This is a genomic window from Caulobacter flavus (genome assembly GCF_003722335.1).
GTDB classification, from domain to species: Bacteria; Pseudomonadota; Alphaproteobacteria; order Caulobacterales; family Caulobacteraceae; genus Caulobacter; species Caulobacter flavus.
This window is the reverse complement of the sequence record NZ_CP026100.1, coordinates 39,181-65,790: the sequence shown is the minus strand read 5'-3', so window position 1 is coordinate 65,790 and position 26,610 is coordinate 39,181. Positions and strand designations below refer to the sequence as shown.

Here is a 26,610-nt window from a genome sequence, read left to right as displayed (position 1 = left end):
TGTGGATAGAAATCCAGTTGTCTGTATGTTCCGAAATTAACCAATTTGAGCGGTTCGATATTACCGCTAGCGCCTTTGAATTCCTGGCGAAATGGCCTCTGGTGTCATTGTTTCCCACTTCATCCCATGTTAACCCATTCGGGCCGGTCGGACTCGTGCTGGGGCGACGGCGTTTTGGGCAAGGGTTGGCGGGGTGTTCCTCTCGACGTTCGAGAAGCAGCTGGACAGCAAGCGGCGCCTCGTGGTGCCGCAGGAGTTCCGCGCCGCCGTCTCGGGCCCCTTCGACGGCATCTTCTGCTTCCCCTCGATCGAGGCCGACTGCCTGGAAGCCGGCGGCAAGGCTCTGTTCGACCGCTACCAGGCGGTGATCGACGAGCTGCCCTTCGGCGATCCGGTGCGCTCTGCGCTGGAGACCAGCGTCCTGGGCGGCATGGCCCGCCTGTCGTTCGACACCGCCGGCCGCATCACCCTGCCCGACGTGCTGTGCGACATGTTCGGCCTGACCGACGAGGTCACGATCGTGGGCCTGGGCGAGCGTTTCCAGATCTGGTCGCGCGACGCCTTCCAGGCCCACCGCGCGACCCAGCGCGAACTGGCCCGCGACGGCCTGGCCGCCCTGCGCGCCCAGCAGCGCGCCGCCCGCCTGGGAGGCGTCGCATGAGCGCCGCGCCGCACATCTCGGTCCTGCTGGGCGAAGTGGTCGAGGCGCTCGACGCCAAGCCCGGCGACATGATCCTCGATGGCACCTTCGGGGCGGGCGGCTATACCCGCGCGATCCTGGCCAGCGGCGCCTCGGTCACCGCCTTCGACCGCGATCCGACGGTGCAGCGCTTCACGGCCGATCTTCCCGCGACGGATGGTCGCTTTCGGCTGATTCAGGACCGTTTCTCGCAAATCACCGCCTATTTTGGGCCTGCGTCGGTGGACGGCGTAACCCTGGATCTTGGCGTGTCTTCCATGCAGCTCGACGAAGCCGAGCGCGGCTTCTCCTTCATGCGCGACGGTCCGCTGGACATGCGCATGGGCGACGACGGCCCCACGGCGGCCGACCTGGTCAACACGCTCGACCAGGTCGAGCTGGCCCGCATCCTCTATGTCTACGGCGAGGAGCACGCCTCGCGGCGCGTGGCCAGCTTCATCGTCAAGCGCCGCGCCGAGCAGCCCTTCACCCGCACGCTCGATCTGGCCGCCGTGATCGAGCGCGCCCTGGGCGGGCGCAAGGGCGCCAAGGTCCATCCCGCCACGCGCTCGTTCCAGGGGCTGCGCATCGCCGTCAACGACGAGCTGGGCGAGCTCGAAGCCGGCCTGGCCGCTGCCGAGGCCGTGCTGAAGCCGGGCGGCCGCCTGGCCGTGGTCACCTTCCATTCGCTGGAAGACCGCATCGTCAAGAATTTCCTGGCCGAGCGCGCCGGTCGCACGCCGGGCGGCTCGCGCCACGCGCCGCCGACCGCCCAGGGCGCGCCGGCCAGCTTCAAGCTGATCCAGACCAAGGCCATCGCGCCGGGCGAGGAAGAGCTGGCCGCCAACCCGCGCGCCCGCTCGTCCAAGCTGCGCGCGGCCATCCGCACCGAGGCCCCCGTCTGGGAGGCCTCGGCATGAGGATCTCGGAGGTCTTCGATCGCCGCGTGCGGGGCTTCCGCGTCGTCGACATCGTCGGCGTCGGCGTGCTGCTGACCCTGGTGCTGGGCGTCTACATGGCCAAGGCCTTCGCCGGCCGCGAGCGCGCCGAGATCGCCTCGGTCGAGCGCCAGATCGAGGAAGAGCGCATCAAGGTGCGCCTGCTGCAGGCCGAGGTCGCCCACCTGGAGCAGCCGCGCCGCATCGAGTCGCTGGCCCAGGCCGCGCAGCTGGCCCCGATCTCGCCCGACCGCGAGACCAGCGAGGATGCGCTGATCGACGTGGCCCGCAAGCCCGTTCCCCCCTCGAAGTCGCCGGCTCCGCCGATCGCCGCCACGCCCGACCCGGCCCTGGCCGCCGCCGACGCCCCCGACGGCGTCAGCGCCGGCGCCGAGGAGGCTCCGCGATGAGCCTGGCCAACCTCGTCCCCCATGGCGGCGGTCCGGCCTGGCGCTGGCTGATCGAGCGCGTCTGGCGCCTGGAGCACGCCTTCGAGCGCTCGCGCGCCGCGGCCAAGCCCGAGGACGACACCAGCATCCGCATCTTCTTCGTCCTGGCCCTGTTCGGCTGCGCCTTCATGGTGCTGGCGGTCGGCGCCACATGGGCGGCGGTGTTCTCCAACGCCGGCAAGAACGGCGGCTACCTGGCGGCCATGGAGGGCGCGCGCGGCGACCTGACCGACCGCGAGGGCAAGCTGCTGGCGGTCGACCTGACCCACTACGCGCTCTACATCGACCCCAAGGAAGTGTGGGACGCCAAGGCCACCCGCGCCGCGCTGGGCAAGGCCCTGCCGCAGGTGCCGGCCAAGCGCCTGGACAAGGCCATCTTCGGCGATCGCCGCACCTTCCTGCTGGGCGGCCTGGATCCGGCCCAGAAGGACGCCATCTTCAACCTGGGCCTGCCGGGCGTGGAGTTCGAGGAACAGGCCCGCCGGGTCTATCCGCTGGGCGTCTCGGCCGCGCACTTCGTCGGCTTCGTCGACGGCGGCGGCAAGGGCCTGGCCGGCGCCGAGGGCGCGCTGAACGACGACATCCACGCGGCGGCCGCGAAAGGCGAGGGCGCCGCGCCCATCGCCCTGTCGATCGACCTGCGCGTTCAGGCCGCGCTCGAGGACGAGTTGCGCAAGGCCGCCCTGGAGTTTGGTCCGCGCGGCGCCGTCGGCATCGTCACCAACGTCCACACCGGCGAGATCCTGGGGCTGGCCAGCTATCCGGACTTCGATCCCAACGACCCGGGCAAGGCCAGCGACGACGCCAAGCTGAACCGTGCGGCCGCCTCGGTCTACGAGATGGGGTCGACCTTCAAGGCCTTCACCGTCGCCATCGGCCTCGACACGGGCGTTGCCACGCCCAGCTCGACCTTCGACGCCCGCGAGCCTTACAAGCTGGGCTACCGCACGATCCACGACTACCACGCCTCGCGCAAGATCCTGACCCTGGTCGAGGTGTTCCAGCACTCGTCCAACATCGGCACCGCGCGCCTGGCCGAGGGCGTCGGCGCCCAGCGGCTGAGCCAGTATTACAACAACCTGGGCCTGACCAAGCCGGCCAAGGTGGAACTGCGCGAGTCCGCCCGCCCCCTTACCCCCAAGAAGTGGGACGAGGACGCGGTGGCCTCCACTTCGTTCGGCCACGGCATGAACGTCAGTCCGCTGGCGCTGGCCCGCGCCTTCGGCCCGCTGCTGAACGGCGGCACCATGCCGCCGCTGACCATCCGCAAGCTGGCGCCCGGCGTGCGCCCGGAAGGTCCGCGCGTGCTGTCGGAGGAAACTTCGCAGCAGATGCTGCAGATCATGCGCGCCAACGTCACCGGCGGCAGCGGCAAGACCGCCGACGTCAAGGGGCTGTCGGTGGGCGGCAAGACCGGCACCGGCGAGAAGTACGACCCGTCGATCCGGGGCTACAACCACCAGCGCCAGGTCTCGTCCTTCGCCGCGGTGTTCCCCACCGAGGGGCCGCTGGAGGCCGACCGCTATTTCGTCCTGATCCTGCTGGATGAACCGCACGGCACGGCCAAGACCTTCGGCTTCTCGACCGGGGGGTGGGTGGCCACGCCGGCCGCCGGCCGCGTCATCGACCGCATCGCCCCGTTCCTCGGCGTCCAGCGCCGGAACGAACTCATCATTGCCGGCGCCCAGCCGAAAGCCACCACGCCAGGGGCGGGACTTTGACCAAGACGCTTTCACAGATCCTGCACCGTCCGTTCGACGCTGACCCGGCCATCGCCGGCGTCACCGCCGACAGCCGCAAGGTGCGTGAAGGCTTCCTGTTCGCCGCCCTGCCGGGCAGCAAGGTCGACGGCCGCACGTTCGTTCCGGGGGCGATCGCCTCGGGCGCCGCCGCCATCCTGGCCCCCGACGACGTGACCGGGCTTTCGGTGCCGACCGCCCACGCGACCGACATCCGCCGCGCCTACGCCCTGGCGGCCGCCGAGTTCTGGGCCGCCCAGCCGGCCACGGTGATCGCGGTGACCGGCACCAACGGCAAGACCTCGGTCGCCGGTTTCGCCCGCCAGATCTTCGCCCTGCTGGGCAAGAAGGCCGCCAGCATGGGCACGCTGGGCGTCGTCGTCAGCGCGCCGGGCGTCCCGGACGAGCAGCTAACCCCGCCGGGCCTGACCACGCCCGACGCCGCCGACGTCGCCGAGATGGCCGCCAGGCTCGCGGGCATGGGCGTCACCCATCTGGCCGTCGAGGCCTCGTCCCACGGCATCGACCAGCGCCGCCTGGACGGGCTGAAGATCAGCGCCGCCGGCTTCACCAACTTCACCCAGGACCACCTGGACTATCACGGCACCATGGGCTGCTACCGGGCCGCCAAGCTGCGGCTGTTCGAAGCCCTGCTGCCGCGCGGCGCGACCGCCGTGCTCAACGCCGACAGCGACGCCTTCCCCGCCTTCGCCGCCGCCGCCGTGACCTCGGGCGAGACCATCCTGTCGGTGGGCGAGCAGGGCCAGGGCCTGAAGCTGATCTCGCGCGAGCCTGCCCCCTGGGGCCAGCTGCTGAAGATCGAGGCCCAGGACCGTCAGTTCGAAGTCCGCCTGCCGCTGGCCGGCGACTTCCAGGCGTCGAACGTGCTGGTCGCCGCCGGACTGGTGCTGGCCGCGGGCGAGGATCTCGACGCCGTGCTGTCCGCCCTGGAAAAGCTGGAAGGCGCCGCCGGCCGGCTGCAGCGCGTGGGCAAGGGAACCGGCAAGGGCGAGGCCTATGTCGACTACGCCCACACCCCCGACGGCCTGGAGACGGTGCTGAAGGCCCTGCGCCCGCACGTGCGCGGCAAGCTGGTGGCCGTGTTCGGCGCCGGCGGCGACCGTGACCGCACCAAGCGTCCGCAGATGGGCGAGATCGCCGCGCGCCTGGCCGACGTCGCCATCGTCACCGACGACAATCCGCGCTCGGAAGATCCCGCCAGCATCCGCGCCGCCATCCTCGCCGCCGCCCCGGGCGCGCGCGAGATCGGTGACCGCCGCGAGGCCATCCGCGCCGGCGTCGCCCTTCTTCAGGACGGCGACGTGCTGGTCGTCGCCGGCAAGGGCCACGAGCAGGGCCAGACCGTCGCCGGCGTCGTCCACCCGTTCGACGACGTGGCCGAGACCCTGAGTGCGCTGGAGGCCGTCGATGCCTGAAGCCCTCTGGACGGCTGAAGAGATCGCCGCCGCGACGGGCGGCCAGGTCGCCGGCGACTTTGCCGCCAACGGCGTGTCGATCGACAGCCGCACGGTCGAGCCGGGCGACCTGTTCGTCGCCCTGGCCGGCGTGCGCGACGGCCACGAGTTCGTCGCCCAGACCGCCGCCAAGGGCGCGGCCGGCGCGCTGGTCTCGCAAGCCGTCGAGACCCCCGCCGTCGTCGTCGCCGATACCTTCGCGGCCCTGGAAGCCCTGGGCGTCGCCGCCCGCGAACGCGCGCCCCAGGCCCGTCGCGGCGCGGTCACCGGCTCGGTCGGCAAGACCAGCGTCACCCGCGCCGTCGAGGCCGGCCTGCGCCGCGCCGGCAAGGCCCACGCCTCGGTCAAGTCGTACAACAACCATATCGGCGTGCCGCTGACCCTGGCTCGCATGCCGCGCGACACGGAGCGCGCGGTGTTCGAGGTCGGCATGAACCACGCCGACGAGATCACGCCGCTGTCGAAGTTCATCCGCCCGCACGCGGTGGCGATCACCACGGTCGGCCCGGTGCACCTGGAGAACTTCGCCGACGGCGAGATCGGCGTCGCCCGCGCCAAGGCCGAGATCTTCGACGGGCTGGAGCCCGGCGGCGTCGCCGTGCTGAACGCCGACAATCAGTGGTTCGACCTGCTGAAGGCCGAGGCCGAGACGGCCGGCGCCGTCGTGCGCAGCTTCGGCCGCGACGGGACGAGCGCCCGCCTCGTCGACTTCGTGGTCGAAGGGGCCGGCGCGACGGTCGTCGCCGAGCTGGACGGCCAGGCCGCCTCCTTCCCGATCCGCCAGACGGGCGTGCACTGGGGCCCCAACAGCCTGTGCGTGCTGCTGATGCTGGAGGCGCTGGGCGTCGACCGCGCCACGGCCCTGGCCGCCCTGGCCGATTTCGCGCCGATCGAAGGGCGCGGGGCCGAGCAGGAGATCGCCATCGACGGCGGCGCCTTCACCCTGGTCGACGAGAGCTACAACGCCAATCCGGTGTCGATGCAGGCGGCCCTGGCCACGCTGGGCGCGCGCAAGGTCGCGGGCCGCCGGATCGTGGCCCTGACCGACATGCTGGAGCTGGGGCCCGACAGCCCGCGCTTCCACGCGGAACTGGCGGACGCGATCGAGAAGGCCGGCATCGATCTCGTCTTCTGCGCCGGCCCGTTAATGATGTCGCTGTGGAACGCGCTTCCGCAGGAGCGCCGGGGCGGCTATGCGGACGCCGCGCCCGCGTTGGCGCAGCAGATCGTCGCGGCCATGCAGCCCGGCGACGTGGTGATGGTGAAGGGGTCGAACGGGTCACGGGCCGGCGCTGTCGCCGCCGCCCTGTCCGCGCTCGGCCGGCGGGAACAAGTCTGATGCTGTATTTCCTCTACGAATGGCTCTCGCGCGGCGGGCACGAGCACGTGCCGGTCCTGAACCTGCTGAAGTACCTGACCTTCCGCACCGGCATGTCGATGCTGACGGCCTACATCGTGGCCGTAGCCATGGGCTCGCGCTTCATCCGCTGGATGAAGGCCAAGCAGGGCAAGGGCCAGCCGATCCGCACCGACGGCATCGAGCGCCACGTGCTGGAGAAGTCCGGCACGCCCACCATGGGCGGCTTCATGATCCTGGCCGGCCTGTTCGTCGGCTCGCTGCTGTTCGCCGACCTGCGCAACGTCCACGTCTGGGTGGTGCTGGGTATCACCGCGGCCTTCGGCGTGCTGGGCTTCATGGACGACTACGCCAAGGTCACCAAGCAGACGACCGCCGGCCTTTCCAGCGGCCAGAAGCTTGTCGCCCAGTTCATCGTCTCGATCCTGGCGGCCGTGGCCCTGATCATCTTCGCGCCGAAGTCGCAGATGACGCCGGGGCTCGAGACCTCGCTGGTCTTCCCGATCCTCAAGAACCTGGTGATCAATCTCGGCTGGTTCTACGTGGCCTTCGCCGCGATCACGATCGCCGGCTTCTCCAACGCCGTGAACCTGACCGACGGCCTGGACGGCCTGGCCATCGTGCCGGTGATGTTCGCCGCCTCGACTTTCGGCCTGATCGCCTACCTCGTCGGTAACTACAAGTTCGCCGACTATCTGAACCTGCACTTCGTGCCCAGCGTCGGCGAACTGGCCGTGGTCTGCGGCGCGATCATCGGCGGCGGCATGGGCTTCCTCTGGTACAACGCTCCGCCGGCAAAGATCTTCATGGGCGACACCGGCTCGCTGGCCCTCGGCGGCGCGCTGGGTTCGATCGCCGTGTGCGCCAAGCACGAGCTGGTGCTGGGCATCGTCGGCGGCCTGTTCGTGGCCGAGGCGCTGAGCGTGATGATCCAGGTCGCCTACTTCAAGAAGACCGGCAAGCGCATCTTCCTGATGGCGCCGATCCATCACCATTTCGAAAAGCTGGGCTGGGCCGAGAGCACCGTCGTCGTCCGTTTCTGGATCGTCGCCATGATGCTGTCGTTCGTCGGTCTCGCCACGCTGAAGCTGCGGTAGGGGAGGGCGTAGGATGATCCCGGTCCGTGGGTTCGAGGACAAGACGGTCGCGGTGTTCGGCCTGGGCCGCACCGGCCTGACGGCCGCGCGCGCCCTGATCGCCGGCGGCGCCAAGGTGGCGCTGTGGGACGAGAAGGAGGCCGGCCGCGAGGCCGCCCGCGCCGAGGGCCTGCCCGTCGTCGACCTGTCCACGGCCGACTGGAGCCAGTTCGCCGCGCTGATGCTGTCGCCCGGCGTGCCGCTGACCCATCCCAAGCCCCACTGGACCGTCGAGGCGGCCAAGGCGGCCGGCGTCGAGATCCTGGGCGACGTCGAGCTCTTCGCCCGCACGGTCAACGCCGCGCCCGAGCACAAGAAGCCGAAGATCATCGCCATCACCGGCACCAACGGCAAGTCGACCACCACTGCCCTGATCGGCCACGTCTGCCGGCAGGCCGGCCGCGACACCCGCGTCGGCGGCAACATCGGCGCCGGGATCCTGGGCCTGGAAGACATGCACGGCGGCGCGGTCTACGTGCTGGAGCTGTCGAGCTACCAGCTGGACCTGACCTCCAGCCTGCACGCCGACGCCACGGTTCTGCTCAACCTGTCGCCCGACCACATCGACCGCCACGGCTCGATGGAAGGCTACATCGCCGCCAAGCGCCGCATCTTCCTGAACCAGGGCAAGGGCGACACGGCGATCATCGGGGTCGACGATCCCTGGTGCCAGCAGATCTGCACCGAGATCACCGCCGCCAACCGCCGCACCATCTGGCCGATCAGCGCCGGCAAGGCCATGGGTCGGGGCGTCTACGCCCTGCAAGGCGTGCTGTACGACGCCACCGGCGAACGCGTTACCGAAATGGCCGATCTTCTTCGAGCCAGAAGCCTGCCCGGCCGCCACAACTGGCAAAATGCGGCCGCCGCCTACGCCGCGGCCATCGCCATCGGCATCCCGCCCCAGCAGGCGGTCGAGGGCCTGATGACCTTCCCGGGCCTGGCGCACCGCATGGAGACGGTCGGCAAGATCGGCAAGGTCGCCTTCGTCAACGACAGCAAGGCCACCAACGCCGACGCCGCCCGCCAGGCGATGTCGAGCTATCCCAAGTTCTACTGGATCGCCGGCGGCGTGCCCAAGGCCGGCGGCATCGAGGACCTGGCCGACCTGTTCCCGCGCGTCGCCTGCGCCTACCTTATCGGCCAGGCGGCCGAGGCGTTCGGCAAGACCCTGGACGGCAAGGCCCCGGTCAAGCAATGCGGCGACATCGAGACCGCCGTCGCCGCCGCCCATGCCGACGCCGCCGCCAGCGGCCAGGACGCCATCGTCCTGCTGTCGCCGGCCTGCGCCTCGTTCGACCAGTTCAGCGACTTCGAAGCCCGCGGCGAGGCCTTCCGCGCCGCGGTCAACGGCCTGGTGAGGCCGAAGGCCAAGCGGGCCTAGGTCAGCCCACCTATACTCCCGTCATTCCCGCCCTTGTGGCGGGAACCCCTGGTTCCGTTGACACGTGAGACGCCAGCGGCGTGCCCGGCACGCCGCCCCTCCTGCCCTTGCGGCTTACAGAGGGCTTCCCGCCACAAGGGCGGGAATGACGGGAAGGGGGAGGGGCTTGAAGTCCTACCTCAACACCCCGCGCTTCCCCATCGCCCAGGCGTACCAGGTGAAGAACGCCAGCAGCGCCGCGATGACGGCGCTGGTGATCGCCATCTGCTGGCCCATCACCTTGCCGCCGTCCGTCAGCAGGTAGGTGTAGGCTAGGCTGACCAGGAACGCCGCCAGCGAGACGGCGAAGACGCCGAAGGCCAGCTTCCGGCGCAGCAGCACCAGCACCGAGGCCCCGAAGGCGCCGAACACGCCGATCGCCCAGACGAGCGTCATCCAGGCGGGCATCTCGCGATAGTGGCCGATCTGGTCGGGCGTCATGCCGGCGCTGGCCATGTAGGCCTCGCCCTGCGCCATGCTCATCGTAAAGTCGAAGACGCCGATGGCGTTGAACAGCACGGCGACCACGCCGACCAGCCAGACATGCCACGGGGTCTTGCCCCCTGCGGACAGGGTGTTCACAGCGGTCATCAAGCCCTCCCAAGCTGGACCGTGAAGTTCGGAAGCATCCGCCTGTTGAGACGATCCGTCCAGAGGTTGGAGAACGTTGGTGCGCGAGTTCGGGGCGCGAGGACGAGGAAGGCGAATCCCAAAGCTCCTCCCCCTCTGGGGGACTGTTGCGAAATTGGCTGGCTGTGATTCCTTGGCGTTGAAGCGGGAGGATTGCGATGTCGGTGAAGGCGACGGGCCAGCTTGGATTTGGAGAGATCGGCGCTGGTCGCCGGGCGGGCAGCGCGGCGTTGGATCGAGTGTCGGCGCTGGTGGACTGGTCGGGCTTCGAGAAGGCCCTGGCGGGTCTTCGCGAGGATGGCCCGGGACGTCCGGGCTACCGGCCGCTGCTGCTGTTCAAGGCGCTCCTGCTGCAGGCCTGGTACGGGTTATCGGACGCTGAGCTGGAGTTCCGGCTGGGCGACAGCCTTTCGTTCAGCCGGTTTGTGGGGCTGAGCCTGGAGGACGCGGTTCCCGATCACACGACGCTGTGCCGGTTTCGTAACCGGTTGGTGAGCCAGCGATTGCTCGAGCGGCTGTTCGACGAGCTGGATCGCCAGTTGGAAGGCGCGGGCCTGGTGCTCAAGCAGGGCGCGATGCTGGACGCCACCTTGATCGAGGCGGCCACGCCACGTCCCCGGGGCGGTCCCGATGCCCTGGCGAAGGCCAGGGACCCCGACGCGGCCTTCGCCAAGCACAAGGGCAAGTCTGGCTCGACCTACGGCTACAAGGCCCACGTGAATGTCGATCAGGGCTCGGGCTTGGTGCGGGCGGTGATCACCACCCCCGCAAACGTCAACGACACCGTCCCGGCCGACGCCCTGATCCGGGGCGACGAGGCGGCCGTCTACGCCGACAAGGCCTATGACACCCACGCTCGCCGCGATCGGCTCAAGCAGGCCGGCGTGAAGCCCAGACTGATGCGCCGCCCCAACCGCTATCATCCCCTGAGCGATCGCCAGAAGCGCCTTAACGACCTGATCGCCCGTCGTCGCGCCGCCGTGGAAACCACTTTCGCCACCTGGAAGCGCCGCATGGGTCTGACGCGGGTTCGCTATCTGGGGATGGCCAAGGCCGCCGGCCAAGTGCTGCTCACCGCCATGGCCTTCAACCTGCGCCGCGCCGCCATCCTGACGGCCTGATCACGCCACCCGTCCGTCCCGATCGACCTGAGACCTCCAAAAGGAGGCCTCAGAACGACCACTCCGCGTCCCCAGCACTCCTACAGAGGCGTATTGCAGCGGTCCCCTCTGGGGGAGGTGGCCCAGAGGGCCGGAGGGGGGACGTTCTCAGCTTCCGAAGCGCCGGCTGGTCCCGCATCAATTCCCCCACCGATCGCTGCGCGATCGCCTCCCCCAGACGGGGAGGTTCTTTGCGCTTCCATTCGCAAAACTACGCTTGTAAAAATAACCGCCTTATGCAGTCTACGCCTGTAAATCAATGTACGGGGATAAACCGAGATGAGCAAGCTGAAGACGTGGCTGCGCCTGGGCGCGGTCGGGGTGGCGGCCGTGTCGATCGCGGTCGTGGGCGGCGCGGCGGCGACGCGTGGGTTCCTGCAGCACCAGACGGCCGAGCGGCTGCGGATCGACGCCAAGGACGGGATCCAGGAGGCCGGCTTCGTCAAGCTGCCCAGCGGCGAGCAGTGGGTCGTGGTCCGGGGAGAGAACGTCGACAATCCGGTGCTGCTGGTCGTCCACGGCGGCGGGGTGCCCACCTCGCTGTTCGCCGAGGACTTCAAGAGCTGGGAGAAGGACTTCACGGTCGTCCACTGGGACCGTCGCGACCACGGCAAGAGCCTGGCCCGGGCGGGCGGCAAGATCGATCCGAACCAGGGCGTGGACAGCTTCGTCACCGACGGCATCGCTCTGGCCGAACACCTGAAGGGCCGTCTGCACAAGCCGCGCATCGCGCTGCTGGGCTGGTCGTGGGGCTCGCGGGTGTCACTGACCATGGCCCAGAAGCGGCCCGACCTGTTTTCGGTCTATGTCGGCACCGGCCAGGCGGTCGACAATGACGCCCGCGATCGCCACGTCTATGACCACATGCTGGCGGTGGCCAAGACCGGCAAGCATCCGGAGTTGCTGGCCAAGCTGACCGCCTTCGGCCCGCCGCCCTACGATCCGCCCAGCCGCTGGAAGGAGATCGACGCCCTGGAGCCGGTCTATCTGAAGACCGAGGGGCCCAAGAAGACCGAGGGCCAGATCTACCGCCAGGCCCTGGCCATGCCCGACTGGAGCCTCAAGGACCTGATCACCCACAAGGACGCGGGCAGGATCATCCGCCGCCAGCGCTCCCTGGCCGTCTACAAGGCCAACCAGTTCTGGAAGGCCGCGCCGCTGGGCCAGGACTTCGTCCTGCCGATGGTGATCATCCAGGGCGAATACGACCATCCCGACTTCGTCCGGCCCTGGTTCGACGGCCTGCGGGCGCCAGGCAAGGAGCTGGTGATCCTGCCGAACACCGGCCACGCCGCGATCCAGATGCAGTCGGTCCGCTTCGGCCAGGCGCTGCACGATCACGTGCTGCCGCTGGCCCGGGCCTGGGAGTACGGTCGTCCGGCCGACACGCCGACGGCCCCTCCGGTGGTCAAGCCTGTGGAATAGCGGAGAAAAACCGGCCGGCCGCGATTTCGTCGCGGTCGGCGGCAAGATTCGATTAACCGTAACGGCCGACTCTTGCCCCCATGCGCCAGCAGACCGCCCACGCCTTCGCCCGGACCGACCGCTCGCCCCTCGGGGTGTGGTGGTGGACGACCGACCGCTGGCTGCTGGGCGCGACCGCGATCCTGGTCACGCTGGGCGTCCTGCTGTCGTTCGCCTCCAGCCCGGCCGCCGCCCAGCGGATCGGCATCGACGACCAGTTCCACTTCGCCATTCGCCAGCTGGTGTTCGGCGTCGGGGCTGCGACCATTGTGCTGGCCGTGTCGATGCTCAGCCCCAAGGGCATCCGGCGGGCGGCCTTCTTCATCTACATCGTCTCGATCGGCGTCATGGCGGCCCTGCCGTTCATCGGCCACAGCGCCAAGGGCGCGGCCCGCTGGCTGATGATCGGCGGCTTCACCTTCCAGCCGTCGGAGTTCATGAAGCCGGCCCTGATCATCCTGGTCTCGTGGATGTTCGCCGAGGGCCAGAAGGGCGAGGGCGTGCCGGGCGTGTCGATCGCCTTCGGCCTCTACTTCATCGCCGTCGCTTTGCTGCTGATGCAGCCCGACGTCGGCCAGACCGTGCTGATCACTATCGCCTTCGGGGCCGCCTTCTGGATGGCCGGGGTGCCGATCTCGTGGATCATGGGCCTGGGCGCGGTGGCGCTGGGCGGGCTGGCCTCGACCTATTTCCTGTTCGATCACGTGCATGCCCGCGTGCAGAAGTTCCTCAGCCCCGACCAGGCCGACACCCACCAGGTGACCCGCGCCGCCGAGGCCATCCACGCCGGCGGCCTGTTCGGGCGCGGCCCGGGCGAGGGCGTCATGAAGCGCCACGTGCCCGACCTGCATACCGACTTCATCTATTCGGTGGCGGCCGAAGAGTACGGCCTGGTCTTCTCGCTGGCCCTGATCAGCCTGTTCGCCTTCATCGTGGTGCGCGGGCTCTACAAGTCGATGAAGCTGGCCGACCCCTTCGAGCAGGTGGCTTCGGCCGGGCTTTTCGTCCTGCTGGGCCAGCAGACGTTCATCAATGTCGCTGTGAACTTGAACATGATCCCGACCAAGGGCATGACCCTACCGTTCATCAGCTACGGCGGCTCGTCGATGCTGGCCATGGGGCTCACCCTGGGTATGGCGCTGGCGCTGACGCGCAAGCGGCCCGGGTCCTATGGCGGCGGCGGGCCGTTCGGTCAGACCGGCGCCTTCGACTGAAGGCTCTCGGGTTAGGGAGACTGCAGTTGCGTAACACCTTCCTGGTTTCCGCCATGCGTGCGGCGGATCTGGCCTGATGAGCGGCAAGCTTGCGATCGTCGCCGCCGGGGGCACCGGCGGCCACATGTTCCCGGCCCAGGCGCTGTCGGAGGCCCTGATCGCGCGCGGCTGGCGCGTGGTGCTGGCCACCGACGAGCGCGGCGCGTTCTACGCCGACAAGTTCCCCGCCCAGGAGCGGCTGGCCCTGTCGGCCGCCACCGCCAAGGCCGGCGACCCGATCGGCATGGTCAAGGCCGGCGTGGCCGTGTTCCAGGGCGTGATGCAGGCCAGGCAGGCCTTCGCGCGGTTGAACCCGCAGGTCGTCGTCGGCTTTGGCGGATACCCGGCACTGCCGGCGCTGCTGGCGGCGCTGCTGGAAAAGCGCCCCACGGTGATCCACGAGCAGAACGCGGTGCTGGGCCGGGTGAACCGCTTCCTGGCGCCCCACGTCACCGAGGTGGCCTGCGCCTTCCCGACCCTGCAACTGGCCAAGCCGGCCGTGAAGGCCCGCGCCCACGTGGTGGGCAGCCCGGTGCGTCCGGAGATCCGGGCCCTGGCCGACGTCGCCTACCTGCCGCCCGAGGTGCAGCTGCGCATCCTGGTGACCGGCGGCAGCCAGGGCGCGCGCCTGCTGTCGGAGCTGGTGCCCGAAGCCATCGCCAAGCTGCCCGAGGAGATGCGCGGCCGCATGAAGGTGTTCCAGCAGGCTCGCGCCGAGAGCATGGAGCACGCCCGCAAGATCTATCGCAACGCCATGGTCGACTGCGAGGTCGCGCCGTTCTTCCGCGACATGGCCGGGCGCCTGCGCCAGAGCCACATCGTCGTCGGCCGCGCCGGTTCGTCGACCTGCTGCGAGCTGGCCGTGGCCGGCCGCCCGTCGATCCTGGTGCCGCTGAAGATCGCCGCCGACGACCACCAGCGCTTCAACGCCAAGCTGCTGGAAGAAGCCGGCGGCGCGGCGGTGTGCCTCGAGGACGAGCTGACGGTCGACGCCTTGGCCGGGGCGCTGAACGCCCTGCTCAAGAGCCCCGAGCGCCTGGCCCGCATGGCCAAGGGCGCCCGGTCGGCGGCCGTGCCCGACGCGGCCGAGCATCTGGCGGACCTGGTGGAGCGCACCGCGCGTTAGAGGCGTGCTGGGCCGGAGCGCGGAACATGCTTAACCGCCCGTTAAGCAACGCGCCCCAAACCCGACATGAAAGCCTGTGACAGTGCAGACACGTAGAGCCCGCCTGTTCCTGGCCCGCCAGGAGCAGACAGGCGGTCTCTAAATGAAGCATGAGAGCGTGGCGGTCGCCGAAACCGCCGACACTTTCGGCTGCCACGCTCTAGACTTGCGAGAAAGACACATGGACCGCCGCTCGCTGATCCTCTCCGGCATGGCCTCGGGCCTGACCTCCGTTGGCCTCGGCGCCTGCGCCAGCACCTCCCAGCCGCGCAATCCCGATCCGAACGGGCCGGCCTACGACACCGGCGCGGCGGCGACCTACTCGGCCGACGAGATGGTCCGCGCCACCTCCGACTTCCTGGGCGTGACGGCCGAGAGCGCCGGCGCGGCGATCGAGCGGATTTTCCGCGAGCGCGGCCAGCCCACCGGCTACGTGGCCGGCGAGGAGGGCTCTGGCGCCATCGCGGTGGGCCTGCGCTACGGCCGCGGCCTGCTCTACATGAAGGATCGCCCGACCCAGGAAGTGTACTGGCAGGGCCCGTCGGTGGGCTGGGACTGGGGCGGCAACGCCAGCCGGGTCTTCACCCTGTGCTATAACCTGCAGTATCCGGACGCCATCTTCCGCCGCTTCCCCGGCGTCGAGGGCAGCGCCTATCTCGTGGGCGGCCTGGGCGTCAACTACCAGAAGGCCGACACCATCGTTCTGGCCCCGATCCGGGCCGGCGTCGGCCTGCGCCTGGGCGCCAACATCGGCTACCTGGCCTACAGCCGCCAGCGCAACATCCTGCCGTTCTAAGGTTCCAAGCCGGTCTTCACCGACGACCGTTCAGTCGTCGGTGAAGTACTCGGCGATCGCGGCGTCCAGCGGCTCCAGCTTGAAGCCCGGCGACGCCGCCTGGTTCAGCGCCCGGCGCACCTGCCAGGCGCTGCGGCCGACATGCAGGCCCATGCCGCGCAGCTCGGCGACGATGGCCTGACGCGTCGCCTCGTCCACGCCCTTGTTGCTGCGCAGCCGCGCCTGGTCCAGTCGCCAGCCGAAGAAGCTGTCGGGCGTCAGCTCGATCACCGCCCCCGGCGCGGGCAGCCACTCGTAGATGGCGCTGCGCTCGTCGAGGGCGTGGTCGACATAGCCCTCCAGGCAGTTGCGATAGCGCCGGGCCGCGTCGCGGATGGCGGCCACGGTCTCCAGCGGCTTCAGCCGGTCGGTGCCCGGATGCGGCGGCTTGGGCAGCTCGTGGCGGAAGTCGTCGGCGACCAGCCCGAACAGCGCCCGGGCGTTGGCGGCCTGGGACCACGCCCGCACGCGCTCGTCCAGCACCGTCGGCGTCAGCCGGCGCGAGAGCATGGCGTGCGCCTCGGCCAGCAGTTCGGCCTGGGGCGGCGTCATCCGCACGGCCGGGCCGCCGGCGTCACGGACCGTGGCGGGCAGGGCGGCCAGGGTGCGGACCTGCTCAGGCGTGATCGTCTCGGCGTGGCGCAGCCGCTTGGCCGTCGCCGGCTCGGCCAGCAGGACCGAGAGGGCGCGGTAGTCGGCGGGGCTCCAGGCGATCTCGCCCAGCCGCTCCAGCGCCCGGCGCAGGCCGTCGGGAGCGGGGTCGAGCACAAGCCGCACGGCCTTGCGTAGCGGCTCCTCAAGCAGCCTGGCGACGTCCAGCGGCACGGGGCCGACGGGGTCGACGGCCAGCATCAGGCAGACGAGATGGCGCCGCGCGGCGGCGGCGGTCAGGAACGGCGTGTGAGGCGCGGGCCACAGCGTGGCCAGGGTGTCGGCATAGTCGGGCGCGATCAGGCGCAGCAGGGGCGAGGCCGTCTGGGACGGCCCGGCCAGGGGCAGGATGGACATCGAAGAGCTCCGGACGCGGCCGGAGCGGCCGCGATCAGCGGTTGAAAACGGTGGGGCGAAGGGCCGGGCGCGCCTTGGTCGACGCGCGCCATTCCGCCGTCATCGGCGGCTTCAGCTGTGCGGCGAGAAAGGTCATGCGGCGGTTCGACTCCGGAGATCTGATCGGGAGCGGGCTGATCTCATGCGCCGCGCGCCGCCGCAAGACCGGCGTTCGCCGATTTCGCACGTCGCAGGGTTGCTGTGGCGCTTCGGACACGCCTGGGGGGGTCTCAGCCGGCGTGCCTGACGGCGTAGCGGAAGACGCGGCTTTCGCCCGGCTGCAACGTCACGCGCCAGGCGACCTGGCCCTGGCGGATGTCGTGCTTGGCCGGCTCGGAGACCACCTTGAAGAACTGGACGTTCGGATCGTGGCGGATCTCGACGGTGATCGGGATCGACTTGTTGTTGGCCAGGTCGACCTCGTAGGTCCGTCTCACGGTCGTCTTGTTGGCGCGCTTGTCCTCGACCAGGCGCGGCCGGGCGCGGACGTCCATGCCCTGGCCGATCATCAGGTCGGCCGGCTCGCCCACGGCGACGTCGCGCACGGCCTGCTCGCCGGCGAAGGCGGGCAGGCCGCCGACCGTCTCCATCACCGACAGGGCGCCCGACGGCAGGGGCTTGCCCAGGCCTTCGGTCTTCTTGTTCTCAAGGCGCAGCACCACCTGGGGCGCGTCGATCGCCTGTTCTTGGTCGTAGTCGTTCCACGGGCTGACCGGCACGACGTAGAGCCGCTGGTAGCGCACGGCCTTCTCGTCGAGGAAGGCCATCTGCTTGGTCTGGCGGGCGGCCACGGTCACGGGCTCGGGCAGGGTGTAGAGCTTGTAGTCGCCCAGATCCGACTGCTCGGCCATGACCCGTTTGGCCGCCACGGCCGAACGCATCTCCATCATGGGCGCGGGCGGCGGAGGAGGTGGCGGCGGGGGCGGAGCCATCATCGCGGGCATGGCCCCCACGTCCATCGGCATCATCGCCGGCTGGCCGTGGGTGGTGGTGTCCATCGGCCAGCAGTCTCGGCGCACCGGGACCACGCGGGCGCGGCTGATGTTGACCGGCACGCGCGACAGCTTGCCCGCCACCAGCTGGGTCGGCGCGTCGGCGAAGCTGGTTCCCGAGCTGTTCATCACGGTCAGCCAGCCCAGCAGGTCCAGGGTCTGGCCGTCGGGATTGAGGGTGGCGACGTAGTCGGCCTGCCAGTTCACGCCGATCGCCAGGTAGGTCAGGGTCAGCGCGTACGTCCCGGCCATCGGCACGTCGATCACGGCCGACAGGGCCGGCTTGCTGGACAGGCCATCGGGCGCGCGGTCGAAGACCAGGCGCTCGGGACCGCCCGAGCAGCCCAGCGCCTCGACGCCGTCCGCAGTCTGGACCATCAGGCCGGCCGGGCCCTGGATCAGGGTGGCCTCGACCGTGGACTGGCGGCCGGTCTCGCGGTTGGTGCGCACGATCTTGACCGGCTTGCCCAGCGAGCGCTCGACCAGGGTACCGGGGCTGAGCAGGGCGTAGTCGTAGTTGCGCTCGACCGCGCCGGACGGCAGGCCCTCGATGGCCGCGCTCTGCGGGATCAGGCCCTCGGCGACGCCGTCGAAGCGCAGGGTGTGGCGGCCGGCCGGCAGCGCGACCGTGCGGGTCTCGCTGACCAGCACCAGGCCCTTCTCGAAGGCCTGCTGCTTCTCCCAGGGCGACAGCTTCTGCACCGGGCCCTGGCCGTCGCGATAGAGCGTGACCGCCACGGCCTCGGCGGCGGGCGAGGGGATGGTGTCGGCGCGGGCGGCGAGGGGCGCGGAGAGGAGGGCGAGGGCGGCGAGGGTTGTGCGCAGCAGCAGGGAACCTCCCCCCGTGGGGGAGGCGGTCGCGAAGCGACCGGCGGTGGGCGTGGCAAGGCCTGCGGTTATTCCCCCCACCGTCGCCTTCGACACCTCCCCCGCAGGGGGAGGTTCCTGATGGTTTAGGCGAGGGCTCACCAGCCGTTGTCCACCGTGAAGGTCAGGACGGTTTCGCCGTTGGCGGGCACGGGCACGCTCCAGGCCAGGGTGCGGGCGTCGATGCGGCGGCTGGGCAGGCTTTCGTCGGTGACCTTGCCGTCGCGCCACAGGCCGGCCTGGCGCAGCTCGACGGTCACGGCCTCGGGCCGGGCGTTGCGGACCAGGTACTTCATCACATAGCGCGAGCGGGTCTTGGAGATCTTCTCCTGCGAGACCAGGGTGGCCTGGCTGGAGACGTCGAACGCCTCGCCGGTCTTGATCGACAGCTCCGAGCCGGCCGAGGTGTGGCCGATGGCGTTCTCGCCGATGAACTTGGGGTCGCCGGCCTGGTCGCGCATGTAGACGCGCATCGTGCCCGCCGGCAGCTGGTCGCCCAGGCCCTTCAGCTTGGAATTACTGAACTGGATGGCGGTGATGGCCTTCTGCGGGTTCTCGTCGCTGGAGAAGCCGTATTCGCGCACCTCGTAGACCTTCTTGGCCGGCACGGACTGGGCGCTGAGGAAGCCGACCTGCTTGCTCTGGTTGGAGGCGATCGTGGTCCGCTCGGGCAGGGGATAGATGTAGTAGTCGGCGATGCGCTCGCGATCGCTGCCCTCGGTTCCGGCCGAGGTGACGCCACGCACGCCGCCGCCGTTGAACTGGCTGACATTGCCGGCCACCAGCTGGGTCTGGGCGTTCTCGAAGGCCGTGCCGGAATTGTTCTGCAGGGTGATCCAGCCCTGCAGGTCCAGCGCGCCCTTCTTCTCGTCGAACAGGGCGACGTAGTCGGCGGCCCACGACAGGCCCGAGGTCAGGTAGCTGAGGGTCACAGGCGTGGGGCCGGCCTTGTCGGCGTTGACCGTCACCGACAGGGTCGGGCGGGCGCGCAGGGTCTCGGGCACCTTGTCGAAGATCACCCGGGTGGGCACGCCGTCGTCGCGCAGCACCTCGATGCGGTCGCCGATCTTCAGCACCACGCCCTCGTTGGCGGCCAGCACCGTGGCGGTCTCGGTGGTCTCCTTGCCGTCGCCGGGATTGGTCCGGACGATCTTGATCTGCCGGCCGACCGCCTTCTCCATCAGCTTGTCTGGGGTCAGGAGGTCGTAGTCGAAGTTCTGCTCGACCACGCCCAGGGTCGGCGAGGACAGGCTGACGGTCTCGGGCCGGATGGCGGCCGAGACGTCCTTGAACTCCAGCCGCTGGCGGCCGGCGGCGACGTCGATCGTCCGCTGATCCTGAACGAGCGCCAGATTGCTGTTGTAGATGGTGACCGAGACCTTGGGGGCGGTCTGGGCGAGCGCCATCGAGACGGGGGCGGCGGAAGCGGCGGCCACGCAGGCGGTGGCGAACAAAGCGGCGCGAAGCATCGGCGCGGCGTCTCCCTCTATCGTTGCAGCCAAGTTTCCATGCCCGCGACGGATTGTCGAGAGATTATGCGTGTAATTTTTATGCGCTCCCCCTGGAGGGGGAGCTGTCGCGGAGCGACTGAGGGGGAAGTGCTTGCTGGGCCGGGAGAGCACTGACGTTGTCAGGAACTTCCCCCTCCGGCCCTTCGGGCCACCTCCCCCTTCAGGGGGAGGGTCATTTCCCCCACACCTGGGTCAGGCGGCGATCGCGCCCGCAGCCGGTGCGGTAGAGGTGGTATTCGACCGCGTTGTTCCTGGCGTAGTCGCGGTGATAGGCCTCGGCCGGCCAGAAGGTCTGCAGCGGCAGGATCTGGGCCTTCATCGTGCCGGTCTTCAGTCGCTGGGCGGCCAGGGCGCGCGAGCGCTCGGCGACGGGGCGCTGCTGGGCGTCGACGAAGACGGCGGGGCGGTAGGAGGGGCCGCGGTCGCAGAACTGGCCGCCGTCGTCGGTGGGGTCCACCAGCTTCCAGTAGCGCGACAGCAGGTAGGCGTATTCGATCTTGGCCGGATCGTAGGTGACGCGGACGGCCTCGTAGTGGCCGCTGCGCTCGCTGGTCACGTCGCGATAGGTCGGGTTCTTGACGTGGCCGCCGGTGTAGCCGCTCTCGACCTTCACGACGCCGGGGATGCCGCGCATGTCGTTCTCCATGCACCAGAAGCAGCCGCCGGCGAAGACGGCGGTCTGGGTTGCGGCCGAAGCCGTGGCCGGCAGGGCGCAGAGAGGTGCGGCCAGCAGGGCCAGGACGATCAGGAAACGGCGGAACATGGGCGGTCCTTTCACAAGCTCGACATAGGTACGGAGCGAGCCGGCAAAAGGATTGAACCGGTTAGCGCCAACCGTGACCCACGCCCCGCACCGCCGGAACCGAGGCCAGGCGCGCGGCCAGCGCGTGGGCCCGGTCGTCGCCCTGGTCGTCGATCTCCAGGCGAATGGAAAAGTCGGCCCCCTCGGGCTGGGCGGTCAGGGCGCGCAGGCGAACCTGCTGCACGCTGGCCACGCCCAGCACCCGCATCAGGGCGTCGGGCGTGTCCTGCGCGGTCACGAGGAAAAGGCGGCGTTTCTCATCGTCCTGTTTGAGGCTCACGGGCGCACCCACTGGTGTTCCACGCTGGCCGAGTTGACGCCGGGCCAGGCGGCAAGGTCGCGGGCGAGCAGTCGGGCGGCCTGGTCGCCGAGGCGACGGACGCGCAAGGAAGCCTCGACCAGCTGGCCGACGGGCTTCAGGGACAGGTTGCACAGCTCGGCGCCGCAGTCGGCCAGGCTCTGGCGGACGGCGTCCAGCGCGCTGGGCGCGTCCTGGGCCGACAGGAACAGCTGGTGGACGGTGACGCCGTCGTCGTCGCTGTGGAAGGCGGGTGGGGAAGGCAGGTAGCTCATGTTCGAAGATCCTTTTGGGTTTGAGGACCGTCGGACCGCGCAACGAAAAAGCCCCGCTCCTTTCGGAGGCGGGGCTTTTTCGGATCTCGTGATCCTCAGGCTTGGTTTTCCAGGGAGGTCCCTAGTCTGCGCGCCGTCTTTGCCCCGTCCTTACCGGCACGGTTTTAATCTGGTTCATCTTCGACATCATGGCGCACCACATCGCGACGCCGGCCGAGAGGCCAGTCGTAAAGAGCGCGATGGTGATCATGTGCGAGGGCATGAGGTCGGAAAGGGTCCAGTAGGCTTGCGGATCAACAGGTAACGCTTGCCGGCCCGTCGCGCAAGGTCTTGCCGCGCGACGGGCTGGAATGCCGCATATTGGGCACAAACTAGGCGAGTTCGATCGCCATTGCCGTGGCCTCGCCGCCGCCGATGCACAGGGAGGCCAGGCCGCGCTTGGCCTTGCGCGCCTGCAGCGCCGAGATCAGCGTGCACAGAATACGGGCGCCGGACGCGCCGATCGGGTGGCCCAGGGCGCAGGCGCCGCCGTTGACGTTCAGCTTGTCGTCCGGAATGCCCAGTTCCTTCTGGGCGATCATGGCCACCACGGCGAAGGCTTCGTTGACCTCGAACAGGTCGACGTCGGCGACGCTCCAGCCGGCGCGGTCGAGCGCCTTCTTCATCGCCGGCACCGGCGCGGTGGTGAACAGGCCCGGCTCGTGGGCGTGGGCGGCGTGGCTGACCACGGTGGCGACCACCGGCAGGCCCAGCGCTTCGGCGACGCTCTTGCGGGTCATGACCAGGGCGGCCGCGCCGTCGCTGATCGAGCTGGAGTTGGCCGCCGTGATCGCCCCGTCGCGCGAGAAGGCCGGGCGCAGGGTGGGGATCTTGGCCGGATCGGCCTTCAGCGGCTGCTCGTCCTTGTCGACGGTCTCGACGCCCTTGCGGGTGGTCACCGTCACCGGGGCGATCTCGGCGGCGAAGGCGCCGCCCTCGACGGCGGCCTTGGCCTTGGCGAGACCCTTGGTCGCGTAGTCGTCCATGGCCTCGCGGGTGAACTGGTAGTCGGCCGCGGTGTCCTCGGCGAAGGCGCCCATCAGCTTGCCGGGCGAATAAGCGTCCTCGAGGCCGTCCAGGTACATCGAATCCCAGATCTGGTCGTGACCGATGCGGGCGCCGCCGCGGTGCTTGGCCATCAGGTAGGGCGCGCCGGTCATGCTCTCCATGCCGCCGGCGACGACGACGTCGGCGCTGCCGGCCAGCAGGGCGTCGTGGGCCATGATCGCGGCCTGCATGCCGCTGCCGCACATCTTGTTGACGGTGGTGGCCTCGACCGACTTGGGCAGGCCCGCGCCGAGCGCGGCCTGGCGGGCCGGCGCCTGGCCAAGGCCGGCGGGCAGCACGCAGCCCATGATGATCTGGTCGACCTTGTCGCCTGACAGGCCCGCGCGCTCCAGCGCCGCCTTGACGGCGGTCGCGCCCAGTTCGGTGGCCTTCACCCCGCCCAGCGCGCCCTGGAAGCCGCCCATCGGCGTGCGGGCGAAGCTGGCGATCACCACAGGATCGGCGCGATTGGACATGGACGAACTCCCGATACGGTTATTTTGCGGTGGAATAGACCCTCTGTCGGCCCGCTTGCGCAAGCGTCTTGCGCGCTAGTCGGGCGCAAGAAACGGCCGGCGGCGGAAGGGCGGCTCCCGTCGTCGGCCGGAAAGTCGAGCAATGAACCGAGAGAGTCAATTGCGATAAAAAACCTACTCGGGTTCGTACTGAAAAGCAACGGCCCTTGCATTCCCCGGCGGAACGCAGCACTTTCGTCCGTATGGGCCGCACCGCCGACTATAGCGAACAACGCTGCGCCATCGCCGCCACCCTCGAGGTCGTCGGCGATCCCTGGACCCTGCTGATCCTGCGCGACGCCTTCCAGGGCGTGCGCCGCTTCGAGCAATGGCAGGAACGGCTGGGCGTGGCCCGCAACGTGCTGGCCGCGCGGCTGAAGAGCCTGGTCGGCTACGGGGTGATGGAGACGCGCCGCTATTCCGAGCGCCCGCCGCGCCACGAATACGTGCTGACCGCCAAGGGGCGGGACCTGTCCAGCGTGCTGCTGACCATGGCCGAGTGGGGCGACCGCCACGTCTACGGCGTCGGCAACGGCCCGGTGCATTTCGTGCACAAGGCCTGCGGCTGCGACTTCCACCCCAAGCTGGCCTGCGAGGCCTGCGGTCAGGTGGTCGACGGCCGCGACCTGTCGCGGGTGATCCACGACGATCCCGGCCCGACGGTGGCCCAGGCGCTGGAAGCCGTCGCGGTTAAGGTGGCGGCCGAGTAGGGCGCTTCAGCCCTGCTCTCTTTCCCTGGCCTCGCGCAGGCTCTTGGGCCGCATGTCGGTCCAGACTTCCTGGATGTACTCCAGGCACTGGCTTTTCAGGCCCGTGAAGCCGGTGCTCTGCCAGCCCAGCGGCAGCTCACGGTCGGCGGGCCAGATCGAGTACTGCTCCTCGTGGTTCACGACCACCGTGTACTGGGTCTTGTCTTCCTGCTCGTCCCGCATGTCCGGCTCCCCTCCTTGATTGAGGCGCGAGGCTCGGCCTGGGCGCGCCGGCTGTCAATCGCATGGGTGGAGCTTGGCGGCCACGCGCCGCCTGGTTGCGATCGTGGCGCGGGATGCTGGGGGTAACCGGCGGACGTCCACAGCCAAGTTAACGGCAAGGCTTGAAGCGCCGGAACGCGCGCGAAACGAATCAGGACCGAATCGCCGACACCGTCCGATTCGGGATTTGTTCCCTACAAGCTATTGTAGCTTAACGCCGATTAACCACAACGGCGTTCCGCGAGCGCCCTACTTCACGTCGGCGGGGCAGGTGGCCGAGAGGCGCTTGGCGTTCATGACGCCGGCCAGGGGCATGCCGTCGACGGTCTTCATCTTGATGTCGAGCTTGAAGCTCTCGGGGGTGTAGCTGCCCTTGGCGTTGACCGGGGCCGCGCGGCCCTTCTTGTCGGTCCAGGTCCCCTTCAGCGCGATCTTGCCGTCGTCGACCTGGTTGGTGGTGTACTCGCACTTGTAGCGGCGGGTGCAGATGCCCTTGGAGAACTGGGCGGCGTCGGCCGGCTTGATGCACTTGTCCTCGTTGCCGATCGGGATGATGCCGATGCGGTAGCTGTACTCCCAGTGGCCCGGAAGAATCGTCGCCTTGGGGGCGGCGGCCTGCGCCGTCGCGGTCGCGGCGAATCCGACGGCCAGGGCGGCTGCGGAAGCGGCGAGGGCGGTGGCGGCGAGGGCGATGGGACGCATGCGGTCGAACTCCTTCATGGTCGCGTATATAGGAAGTCGCAGATGAACCGTGATTGAAGGCGGGGTGATGGCGACGTTCAAGCCCATGCGCCTTGACTCTATGGGGCTCCCTCGCCTATATCGCCCCCTCTCGCGCGGCGGACCTGTCCGGAAGCGCGCCTGACATTATGTTCGCGGGGCCTTCGGCTTCGCCTAGCCCAAGGTACTCGTCATGTCGCGCCGTTGCGAACTCACGGGCGTCGGTCCGATGATCGGCCACAACGTGAGCCACTCGAACATCAAGACCAAGCGCCGCTTCCTGCCGGCTCTGTCGCCTGCCACGCTGCAGTCGGAATCGCTGGGTCAATCCTTCAAGCTGCGCATCAGCAACGCTGCCCTGCGCACCCTCGACTTCAAGGGCGGCCTGGACGTGTTCCTGCTGGGCGCCAAGGACGAGCAGCTGTCGCCGCGCGCCCTGAAGATCAAGGCCCAGGTGAAGGCCAAGGCCAAGGCCGCCGCGCAGGCCGCCTAAGCCTTTCGGCTCCGGCCGTACGAAAAGCCCGCCAGGTTCGCCTGGCGGGCTTTTTCGCGTTTCTCTCTGTGTTCCCTCTCTCAAAGAGAGGGCTCGACGGGACGCGCCCAGCAAAAAGCCGCCGTCGCGGGGCGACGGCGGCTCTTGAAGCCTTGGAAGGGCTGGCGCGCTTAGCGGGCGGCCATTTCCAGCGGCTTGGCCGGGTTGGCGGCGTTGTAGGCGATCAGGTCGGCGTCGCCGAGCTTGGCCACGGCGTCGTTGACCGACGAGCGAACGCAGGCCGGGTACAGGTACATGGCCAGCGACTCGCCGCGGACGTCCTGCCAGCAGACGGTCGAGGCAGCCTTGACGATGTCGGCGCGGACGTCGGCGGCGGCGCGGCCGGCGACCTTGACGCGGACTTCGGCGGCGCCGGCCGGAGCGGCGGCCAGCAGGGCCAGGGCGGAGAGAGCGAGAGCGGCGGAGCGGATCATCGGGATGGATTCCAGGTCGGGCGGCGCTTGCAGCGCACGGTTCAGATCGACCGCTTCCCGACGCGTTCCTCCGGCGACTGGTCCAGGATCTCGCCCGCTCTGTCACCGAGAACGAGGCTTAGCTCATCGTTGATCAGTTATCAACAGTCATGTTCGCGCAACCGGCAGGCGAAGTCATTGATTTCACGCGCTTGTTACCGGTGTCAAAGGCTGCGTGGCAGGCAATCAAAAGCCCGCGGAGCGGGGGCTCCGCGGGCTCTGGTCCCGATGGGCTAAGGCGTTGTAGCGCTTAGCGGGCCGAGGCGGTCTTGATCAGGCCGTTCGGGCGCCACTGGGTCTTGTCGTAGGCGGTCAGGGTCGGGCTGCCGACCTTTTCGACGGCGGCGCGGGCCACGTCGCGGATGCAGTAGGGCAGCACGTCGGCGCCGTAGGTGGTCGAGCCGTTGTCTTCCTGGCACACCGAGGTGGCGGCCTTGACGATGTCGGCGTGCACGGCGGCGGTGGTGCGGCCGGCGACCTTCACGGTGACTTCACCGGCGAAGGCGGCGGGGGCGCTCAGGAGAGCGATGGCCGAAGCGGCCAGAACAAACACACGTTGCATTTCAGTCATTCCGGAAAGGGGGTTGGGATCAACCTCCTCCCGATGCGTTCCTCTGACGGCCGGTTCGGATCTCGCCTGCTCTCAGCCGTCACGGACTAGATAGATCTGACAGCGTTGTCATGGCAAGCGTGTTTTTGGCTCCCGGTGTCAATTTTTTACGACGCCGGCGAACGTTGCGTGCGCAAAAGGCAGTATGCGCAGCAAATAAGCGCCTATCAACCCGTTAGTTTCGGGTGAAATTATCCCTTTGTGGCGT

27 protein-coding genes are annotated in these 26,610 nt (G+C 69.3%); 15 read left to right on the top strand and 12 right to left on the bottom strand.

The genetic code is table 11. The annotated features are described in order from the left end of the window. Positions 1-193: 193 nt before the first annotated feature. Genes C1707_RS00360 through murD form a run of 8 tightly spaced genes read left to right on the top strand, consistent with a single transcriptional unit; the run spans position 194 to position 9,157 of the window. Entirely contained in the window at positions 194-661 is a 468-nt protein-coding gene (locus C1707_RS00360) for a division/cell wall cluster transcriptional repressor MraZ (protein WP_101712390.1), read from the top strand. After that, entirely contained in the window at positions 658-1,599 is a 942-nt protein-coding gene (gene rsmH, locus C1707_RS00355) for a 16S rRNA (cytosine(1402)-N(4))-methyltransferase RsmH (protein WP_101712391.1), read from the top strand. The genes C1707_RS00360 and rsmH overlap by 4 nt, the downstream gene beginning before the upstream one ends. Continuing rightward, positions 1,596-2,027 carry a cell division protein FtsL gene (gene ftsL / locus C1707_RS00350; protein WP_101712392.1) on the top strand — a complete coding sequence of 144 codons (432 nt, stop codon included), beginning with the start codon at positions 1,596-1,598 and terminating at the stop codon, positions 2,025-2,027. Before rsmH ends, ftsL begins: the two co-directional genes overlap by 4 nt. Beyond that, positions 2,024-3,787 (top strand): peptidoglycan D,D-transpeptidase FtsI family protein, encoded by a 1,764-nt coding sequence (locus C1707_RS00345; RefSeq protein WP_101712393.1) that lies wholly within the window; start codon positions 2,024-2,026, stop codon positions 3,785-3,787. The genes ftsL and C1707_RS00345 overlap by 4 nt, the downstream gene beginning before the upstream one ends. Further along, positions 3,784-5,241, top strand: coding sequence for a UDP-N-acetylmuramoyl-L-alanyl-D-glutamate--2,6-diaminopimelate ligase (locus tag C1707_RS00340; protein ID WP_101712394.1), 1,458 nt, complete (start codon positions 3,784-3,786; stop codon positions 5,239-5,241). Before C1707_RS00345 ends, C1707_RS00340 begins: the two co-directional genes overlap by 4 nt. Next, entirely contained in the window at positions 5,234-6,619 is a 1,386-nt protein-coding gene (locus tag C1707_RS00335; RefSeq protein WP_101712395.1) for a UDP-N-acetylmuramoyl-tripeptide--D-alanyl-D-alanine ligase, read from the top strand. Before C1707_RS00340 ends, C1707_RS00335 begins: the two co-directional genes overlap by 8 nt. Continuing rightward, positions 6,619-7,734, top strand: a complete 1,116-nt coding sequence (gene mraY, locus C1707_RS00330) for a phospho-N-acetylmuramoyl-pentapeptide-transferase (RefSeq protein ID WP_101712396.1) — start codon at positions 6,619-6,621, stop codon at positions 7,732-7,734. The genes C1707_RS00335 and mraY overlap by 1 nt, the downstream gene beginning before the upstream one ends. Positions 7,735-7,747: 13 nt before the next feature. Beyond that, on the top strand, positions 7,748-9,157 hold the full coding sequence (gene murD / locus C1707_RS00325; RefSeq protein WP_101712397.1) for a UDP-N-acetylmuramoyl-L-alanine--D-glutamate ligase: 1,410 nt from the start codon (positions 7,748-7,750) through the stop codon (positions 9,155-9,157). 174 nt (positions 9,158-9,331) lie between these two features. Here the strand turns inward: murD and C1707_RS00320 are convergent, their stop codons facing one another. Beyond that, positions 9,332-9,787, bottom strand: coding sequence for a hypothetical protein (locus C1707_RS00320; protein WP_101712398.1), 456 nt, complete (start codon positions 9,785-9,787; stop codon positions 9,332-9,334). Between the two features lie 197 nt (positions 9,788-9,984). Between C1707_RS00320 and C1707_RS00315 the strand changes: the two genes are divergently transcribed. The 5 genes from C1707_RS00315 to C1707_RS00295 all read left to right on the top strand — a co-directional run bounded on the left by C1707_RS00315 (position 9,985) and on the right by C1707_RS00295 (position 15,664). Beyond that, a complete protein-coding gene (locus tag C1707_RS00315) occupies positions 9,985-10,947 on the top strand; it encodes an IS5 family transposase (protein WP_123170698.1) in 963 nt (320 codons plus the stop codon). 318 nt (positions 10,948-11,265) lie between these two features. Continuing rightward, on the top strand, positions 11,266-12,411 hold the full coding sequence (locus C1707_RS00310) for an alpha/beta fold hydrolase (protein WP_101715339.1): 1,146 nt from the start codon (positions 11,266-11,268) through the stop codon (positions 12,409-12,411). Between the two features lie 80 nt (positions 12,412-12,491). Beyond that, a complete protein-coding gene (gene ftsW, locus C1707_RS00305) occupies positions 12,492-13,664 on the top strand; it encodes a putative lipid II flippase FtsW (RefSeq protein ID WP_101715338.1) in 1,173 nt (390 codons plus the stop codon). Positions 13,665-13,740: 76 nt separating this feature from the next. Beyond that, a complete protein-coding gene (gene murG, locus C1707_RS00300; RefSeq protein ID WP_101715337.1) occupies positions 13,741-14,829 on the top strand; it encodes an undecaprenyldiphospho-muramoylpentapeptide beta-N-acetylglucosaminyltransferase in 1,089 nt (362 codons plus the stop codon). Between the two features lie 220 nt (positions 14,830-15,049). Then, positions 15,050-15,664, top strand: a complete 615-nt coding sequence (locus C1707_RS00295; protein ID WP_058349935.1) for a DUF1134 domain-containing protein — start codon at positions 15,050-15,052, stop codon at positions 15,662-15,664. A 30-nt stretch (positions 15,665-15,694) separates the two neighbouring features. Here the strand turns inward: C1707_RS00295 and C1707_RS00290 are convergent, their stop codons facing one another. The 7 genes from C1707_RS00290 to C1707_RS00260 all read right to left on the bottom strand — a co-directional run bounded on the left by C1707_RS00290 (position 15,695) and on the right by C1707_RS00260 (position 23,057). Beyond that, on the bottom strand, positions 15,695-16,711 hold the full coding sequence (locus C1707_RS00290; protein WP_101715336.1) for a hypothetical protein: 1,017 nt from the start codon (positions 16,709-16,711) through the stop codon (positions 15,695-15,697). Positions 16,712-16,980: 269 nt separating this feature from the next. Next, positions 16,981-18,666, bottom strand: coding sequence for a DUF4139 domain-containing protein (locus tag C1707_RS00285; RefSeq protein ID WP_240633830.1), 1,686 nt, complete (start codon positions 18,664-18,666; stop codon positions 16,981-16,983). 41 nt (positions 18,667-18,707) lie between these two features. Beyond that, a complete protein-coding gene (locus tag C1707_RS00280) occupies positions 18,708-20,078 on the bottom strand; it encodes a DUF4139 domain-containing protein (protein ID WP_101715335.1) in 1,371 nt (456 codons plus the stop codon). A 214-nt stretch (positions 20,079-20,292) separates the two neighbouring features. After that, positions 20,293-20,883, bottom strand: a complete 591-nt coding sequence (msrA, locus tag C1707_RS00275) for a peptide-methionine (S)-S-oxide reductase MsrA (RefSeq protein ID WP_101715334.1) — start codon at positions 20,881-20,883, stop codon at positions 20,293-20,295. A gap of 61 nt (positions 20,884-20,944) precedes the next feature. Then, complete coding sequence (locus tag C1707_RS00270; protein ID WP_240633829.1) at positions 20,945-21,214, bottom strand: hypothetical protein; 270 nt, start codon at positions 21,212-21,214, stop codon at positions 20,945-20,947. Continuing rightward, a complete protein-coding gene (locus C1707_RS00265; RefSeq protein WP_101715332.1) occupies positions 21,199-21,495 on the bottom strand; it encodes a hypothetical protein in 297 nt (98 codons plus the stop codon). The genes C1707_RS00270 and C1707_RS00265 overlap by 16 nt, the downstream gene beginning before the upstream one ends. Positions 21,496-21,866: 371 nt before the next feature. After that, positions 21,867-23,057 carry an acetyl-CoA C-acyltransferase gene (locus C1707_RS00260; RefSeq protein ID WP_101715331.1) on the bottom strand — a complete coding sequence of 397 codons (1,191 nt, stop codon included), beginning with the start codon at positions 23,055-23,057 and terminating at the stop codon, positions 21,867-21,869. A 242-nt stretch (positions 23,058-23,299) separates the two neighbouring features. Here C1707_RS00260 and C1707_RS00255 point away from each other — a divergent pair, with 242 nt between their 5' ends. Next, positions 23,300-23,806 (top strand): winged helix-turn-helix transcriptional regulator, encoded by a 507-nt coding sequence (locus C1707_RS00255; RefSeq protein ID WP_101715330.1) that lies wholly within the window; start codon positions 23,300-23,302, stop codon positions 23,804-23,806. Between the two features lie 6 nt (positions 23,807-23,812). Here C1707_RS00255 and C1707_RS00250 read toward each other — a convergent pair whose 3' ends face one another. Both C1707_RS00250 and C1707_RS00245 read right to left on the bottom strand, forming a co-directional pair. Beyond that, positions 23,813-24,028: an MbtH family protein gene (locus C1707_RS00250; protein ID WP_101715329.1), complete on the bottom strand. Its 216-nt coding sequence runs from the start codon at positions 24,026-24,028 to the stop codon at positions 23,813-23,815. Between the two features lie 288 nt (positions 24,029-24,316). Further along, positions 24,317-24,769: a DUF3617 domain-containing protein gene (locus tag C1707_RS00245; protein WP_101715343.1), complete on the bottom strand. Its 453-nt coding sequence runs from the start codon at positions 24,767-24,769 to the stop codon at positions 24,317-24,319. A 211-nt stretch (positions 24,770-24,980) separates the two neighbouring features. On the opposite strand from C1707_RS00245, the gene rpmB reads away from it, so the two are divergent. Next, a complete protein-coding gene (gene rpmB / locus C1707_RS00240; RefSeq protein ID WP_101715328.1) occupies positions 24,981-25,280 on the top strand; it encodes a 50S ribosomal protein L28 in 300 nt (99 codons plus the stop codon). Positions 25,281-25,450: 170 nt separating this feature from the next. On the opposite strand, the gene C1707_RS00235 is transcribed toward rpmB, so the two are convergent. Together C1707_RS00235 and C1707_RS00230 are read right to left on the bottom strand one after the other, a co-directional pair. Next, a complete protein-coding gene (locus tag C1707_RS00235) occupies positions 25,451-25,753 on the bottom strand; it encodes a hypothetical protein (RefSeq protein ID WP_058346489.1) in 303 nt (100 codons plus the stop codon). Positions 25,754-26,042: 289 nt separating this feature from the next. Further along, a complete protein-coding gene (locus C1707_RS00230) occupies positions 26,043-26,354 on the bottom strand; it encodes a hypothetical protein (RefSeq protein ID WP_058346490.1) in 312 nt (103 codons plus the stop codon). Positions 26,355-26,610 lie beyond the last annotated feature (256 nt).

Excerpts from the sequence above, each read along its gene's own strand:
- C1707_RS00265 (WP_101715332.1), bottom strand. The coding sequence starts at position 21,495 with ATGAGCTACCTGCCTTCCCCACCCGCCTTCCACAGCGACGACGACGGC.
- C1707_RS00335 (WP_101712395.1), top strand. The coding sequence starts at position 5,234 with ATGCCTGAAGCCCTCTGGACGGCTGAAGAGATCGCCGCCGCGACGGGC.
- rpmB (WP_101715328.1), top strand. The coding sequence starts at position 24,981 with ATGTCGCGCCGTTGCGAACTCACGGGCGTCGGTCCGATGATCGGCCAC.
- C1707_RS00255 (WP_101715330.1), top strand. The coding sequence starts at position 23,300 with ATGGGCCGCACCGCCGACTATAGCGAACAACGCTGCGCCATCGCCGCC.
- ftsW (WP_101715338.1), top strand. The coding sequence starts at position 12,492 with ATGCGCCAGCAGACCGCCCACGCCTTCGCCCGGACCGACCGCTCGCCC.
- msrA (WP_101715334.1), bottom strand. The coding sequence starts at position 20,883 with ATGTTCCGCCGTTTCCTGATCGTCCTGGCCCTGCTGGCCGCACCTCTC.
- C1707_RS00315 (WP_123170698.1), top strand. The coding sequence starts at position 9,985 with ATGTCGGTGAAGGCGACGGGCCAGCTTGGATTTGGAGAGATCGGCGCT.
- ftsL (WP_101712392.1), top strand. The coding sequence starts at position 1,596 with ATGAGGATCTCGGAGGTCTTCGATCGCCGCGTGCGGGGCTTCCGCGTC.
- C1707_RS00245 (WP_101715343.1), bottom strand. The coding sequence starts at position 24,769 with ATGCGTCCCATCGCCCTCGCCGCCACCGCCCTCGCCGCTTCCGCAGCC.
- C1707_RS00250 (WP_101715329.1), bottom strand. The coding sequence starts at position 24,028 with ATGCGGGACGAGCAGGAAGACAAGACCCAGTACACGGTGGTCGTGAAC.
- mraY (WP_101712396.1), top strand. The coding sequence starts at position 6,619 with ATGCTGTATTTCCTCTACGAATGGCTCTCGCGCGGCGGGCACGAGCAC.
- C1707_RS00230 (WP_058346490.1), bottom strand. The coding sequence starts at position 26,354 with ATGCAACGTGTGTTTGTTCTGGCCGCTTCGGCCATCGCTCTCCTGAGC.
- C1707_RS00260 (WP_101715331.1), bottom strand. The coding sequence starts at position 23,057 with ATGTCCAATCGCGCCGATCCTGTGGTGATCGCCAGCTTCGCCCGCACG.
- C1707_RS00345 (WP_101712393.1), top strand. The coding sequence starts at position 2,024 with ATGAGCCTGGCCAACCTCGTCCCCCATGGCGGCGGTCCGGCCTGGCGC.
- C1707_RS00280 (WP_101715335.1), bottom strand. The coding sequence starts at position 20,078 with ATGCTTCGCGCCGCTTTGTTCGCCACCGCCTGCGTGGCCGCCGCTTCC.
- murD (WP_101712397.1), top strand. The coding sequence starts at position 7,748 with ATGATCCCGGTCCGTGGGTTCGAGGACAAGACGGTCGCGGTGTTCGGC.
- C1707_RS00295 (WP_058349935.1), top strand. The coding sequence starts at position 15,050 with ATGGACCGCCGCTCGCTGATCCTCTCCGGCATGGCCTCGGGCCTGACC.
- rsmH (WP_101712391.1), top strand. The coding sequence starts at position 658 with ATGAGCGCCGCGCCGCACATCTCGGTCCTGCTGGGCGAAGTGGTCGAG.
- C1707_RS00310 (WP_101715339.1), top strand. The coding sequence starts at position 11,266 with ATGAGCAAGCTGAAGACGTGGCTGCGCCTGGGCGCGGTCGGGGTGGCG.
- murG (WP_101715337.1), top strand. The coding sequence starts at position 13,741 with ATGAGCGGCAAGCTTGCGATCGTCGCCGCCGGGGGCACCGGCGGCCAC.
- C1707_RS00235 (WP_058346489.1), bottom strand. The coding sequence starts at position 25,753 with ATGATCCGCTCCGCCGCTCTCGCTCTCTCCGCCCTGGCCCTGCTGGCC.
- C1707_RS00290 (WP_101715336.1), bottom strand. The coding sequence starts at position 16,711 with ATGTCCATCCTGCCCCTGGCCGGGCCGTCCCAGACGGCCTCGCCCCTG.
- C1707_RS00320 (WP_101712398.1), bottom strand. The coding sequence starts at position 9,787 with ATGACCGCTGTGAACACCCTGTCCGCAGGGGGCAAGACCCCGTGGCAT.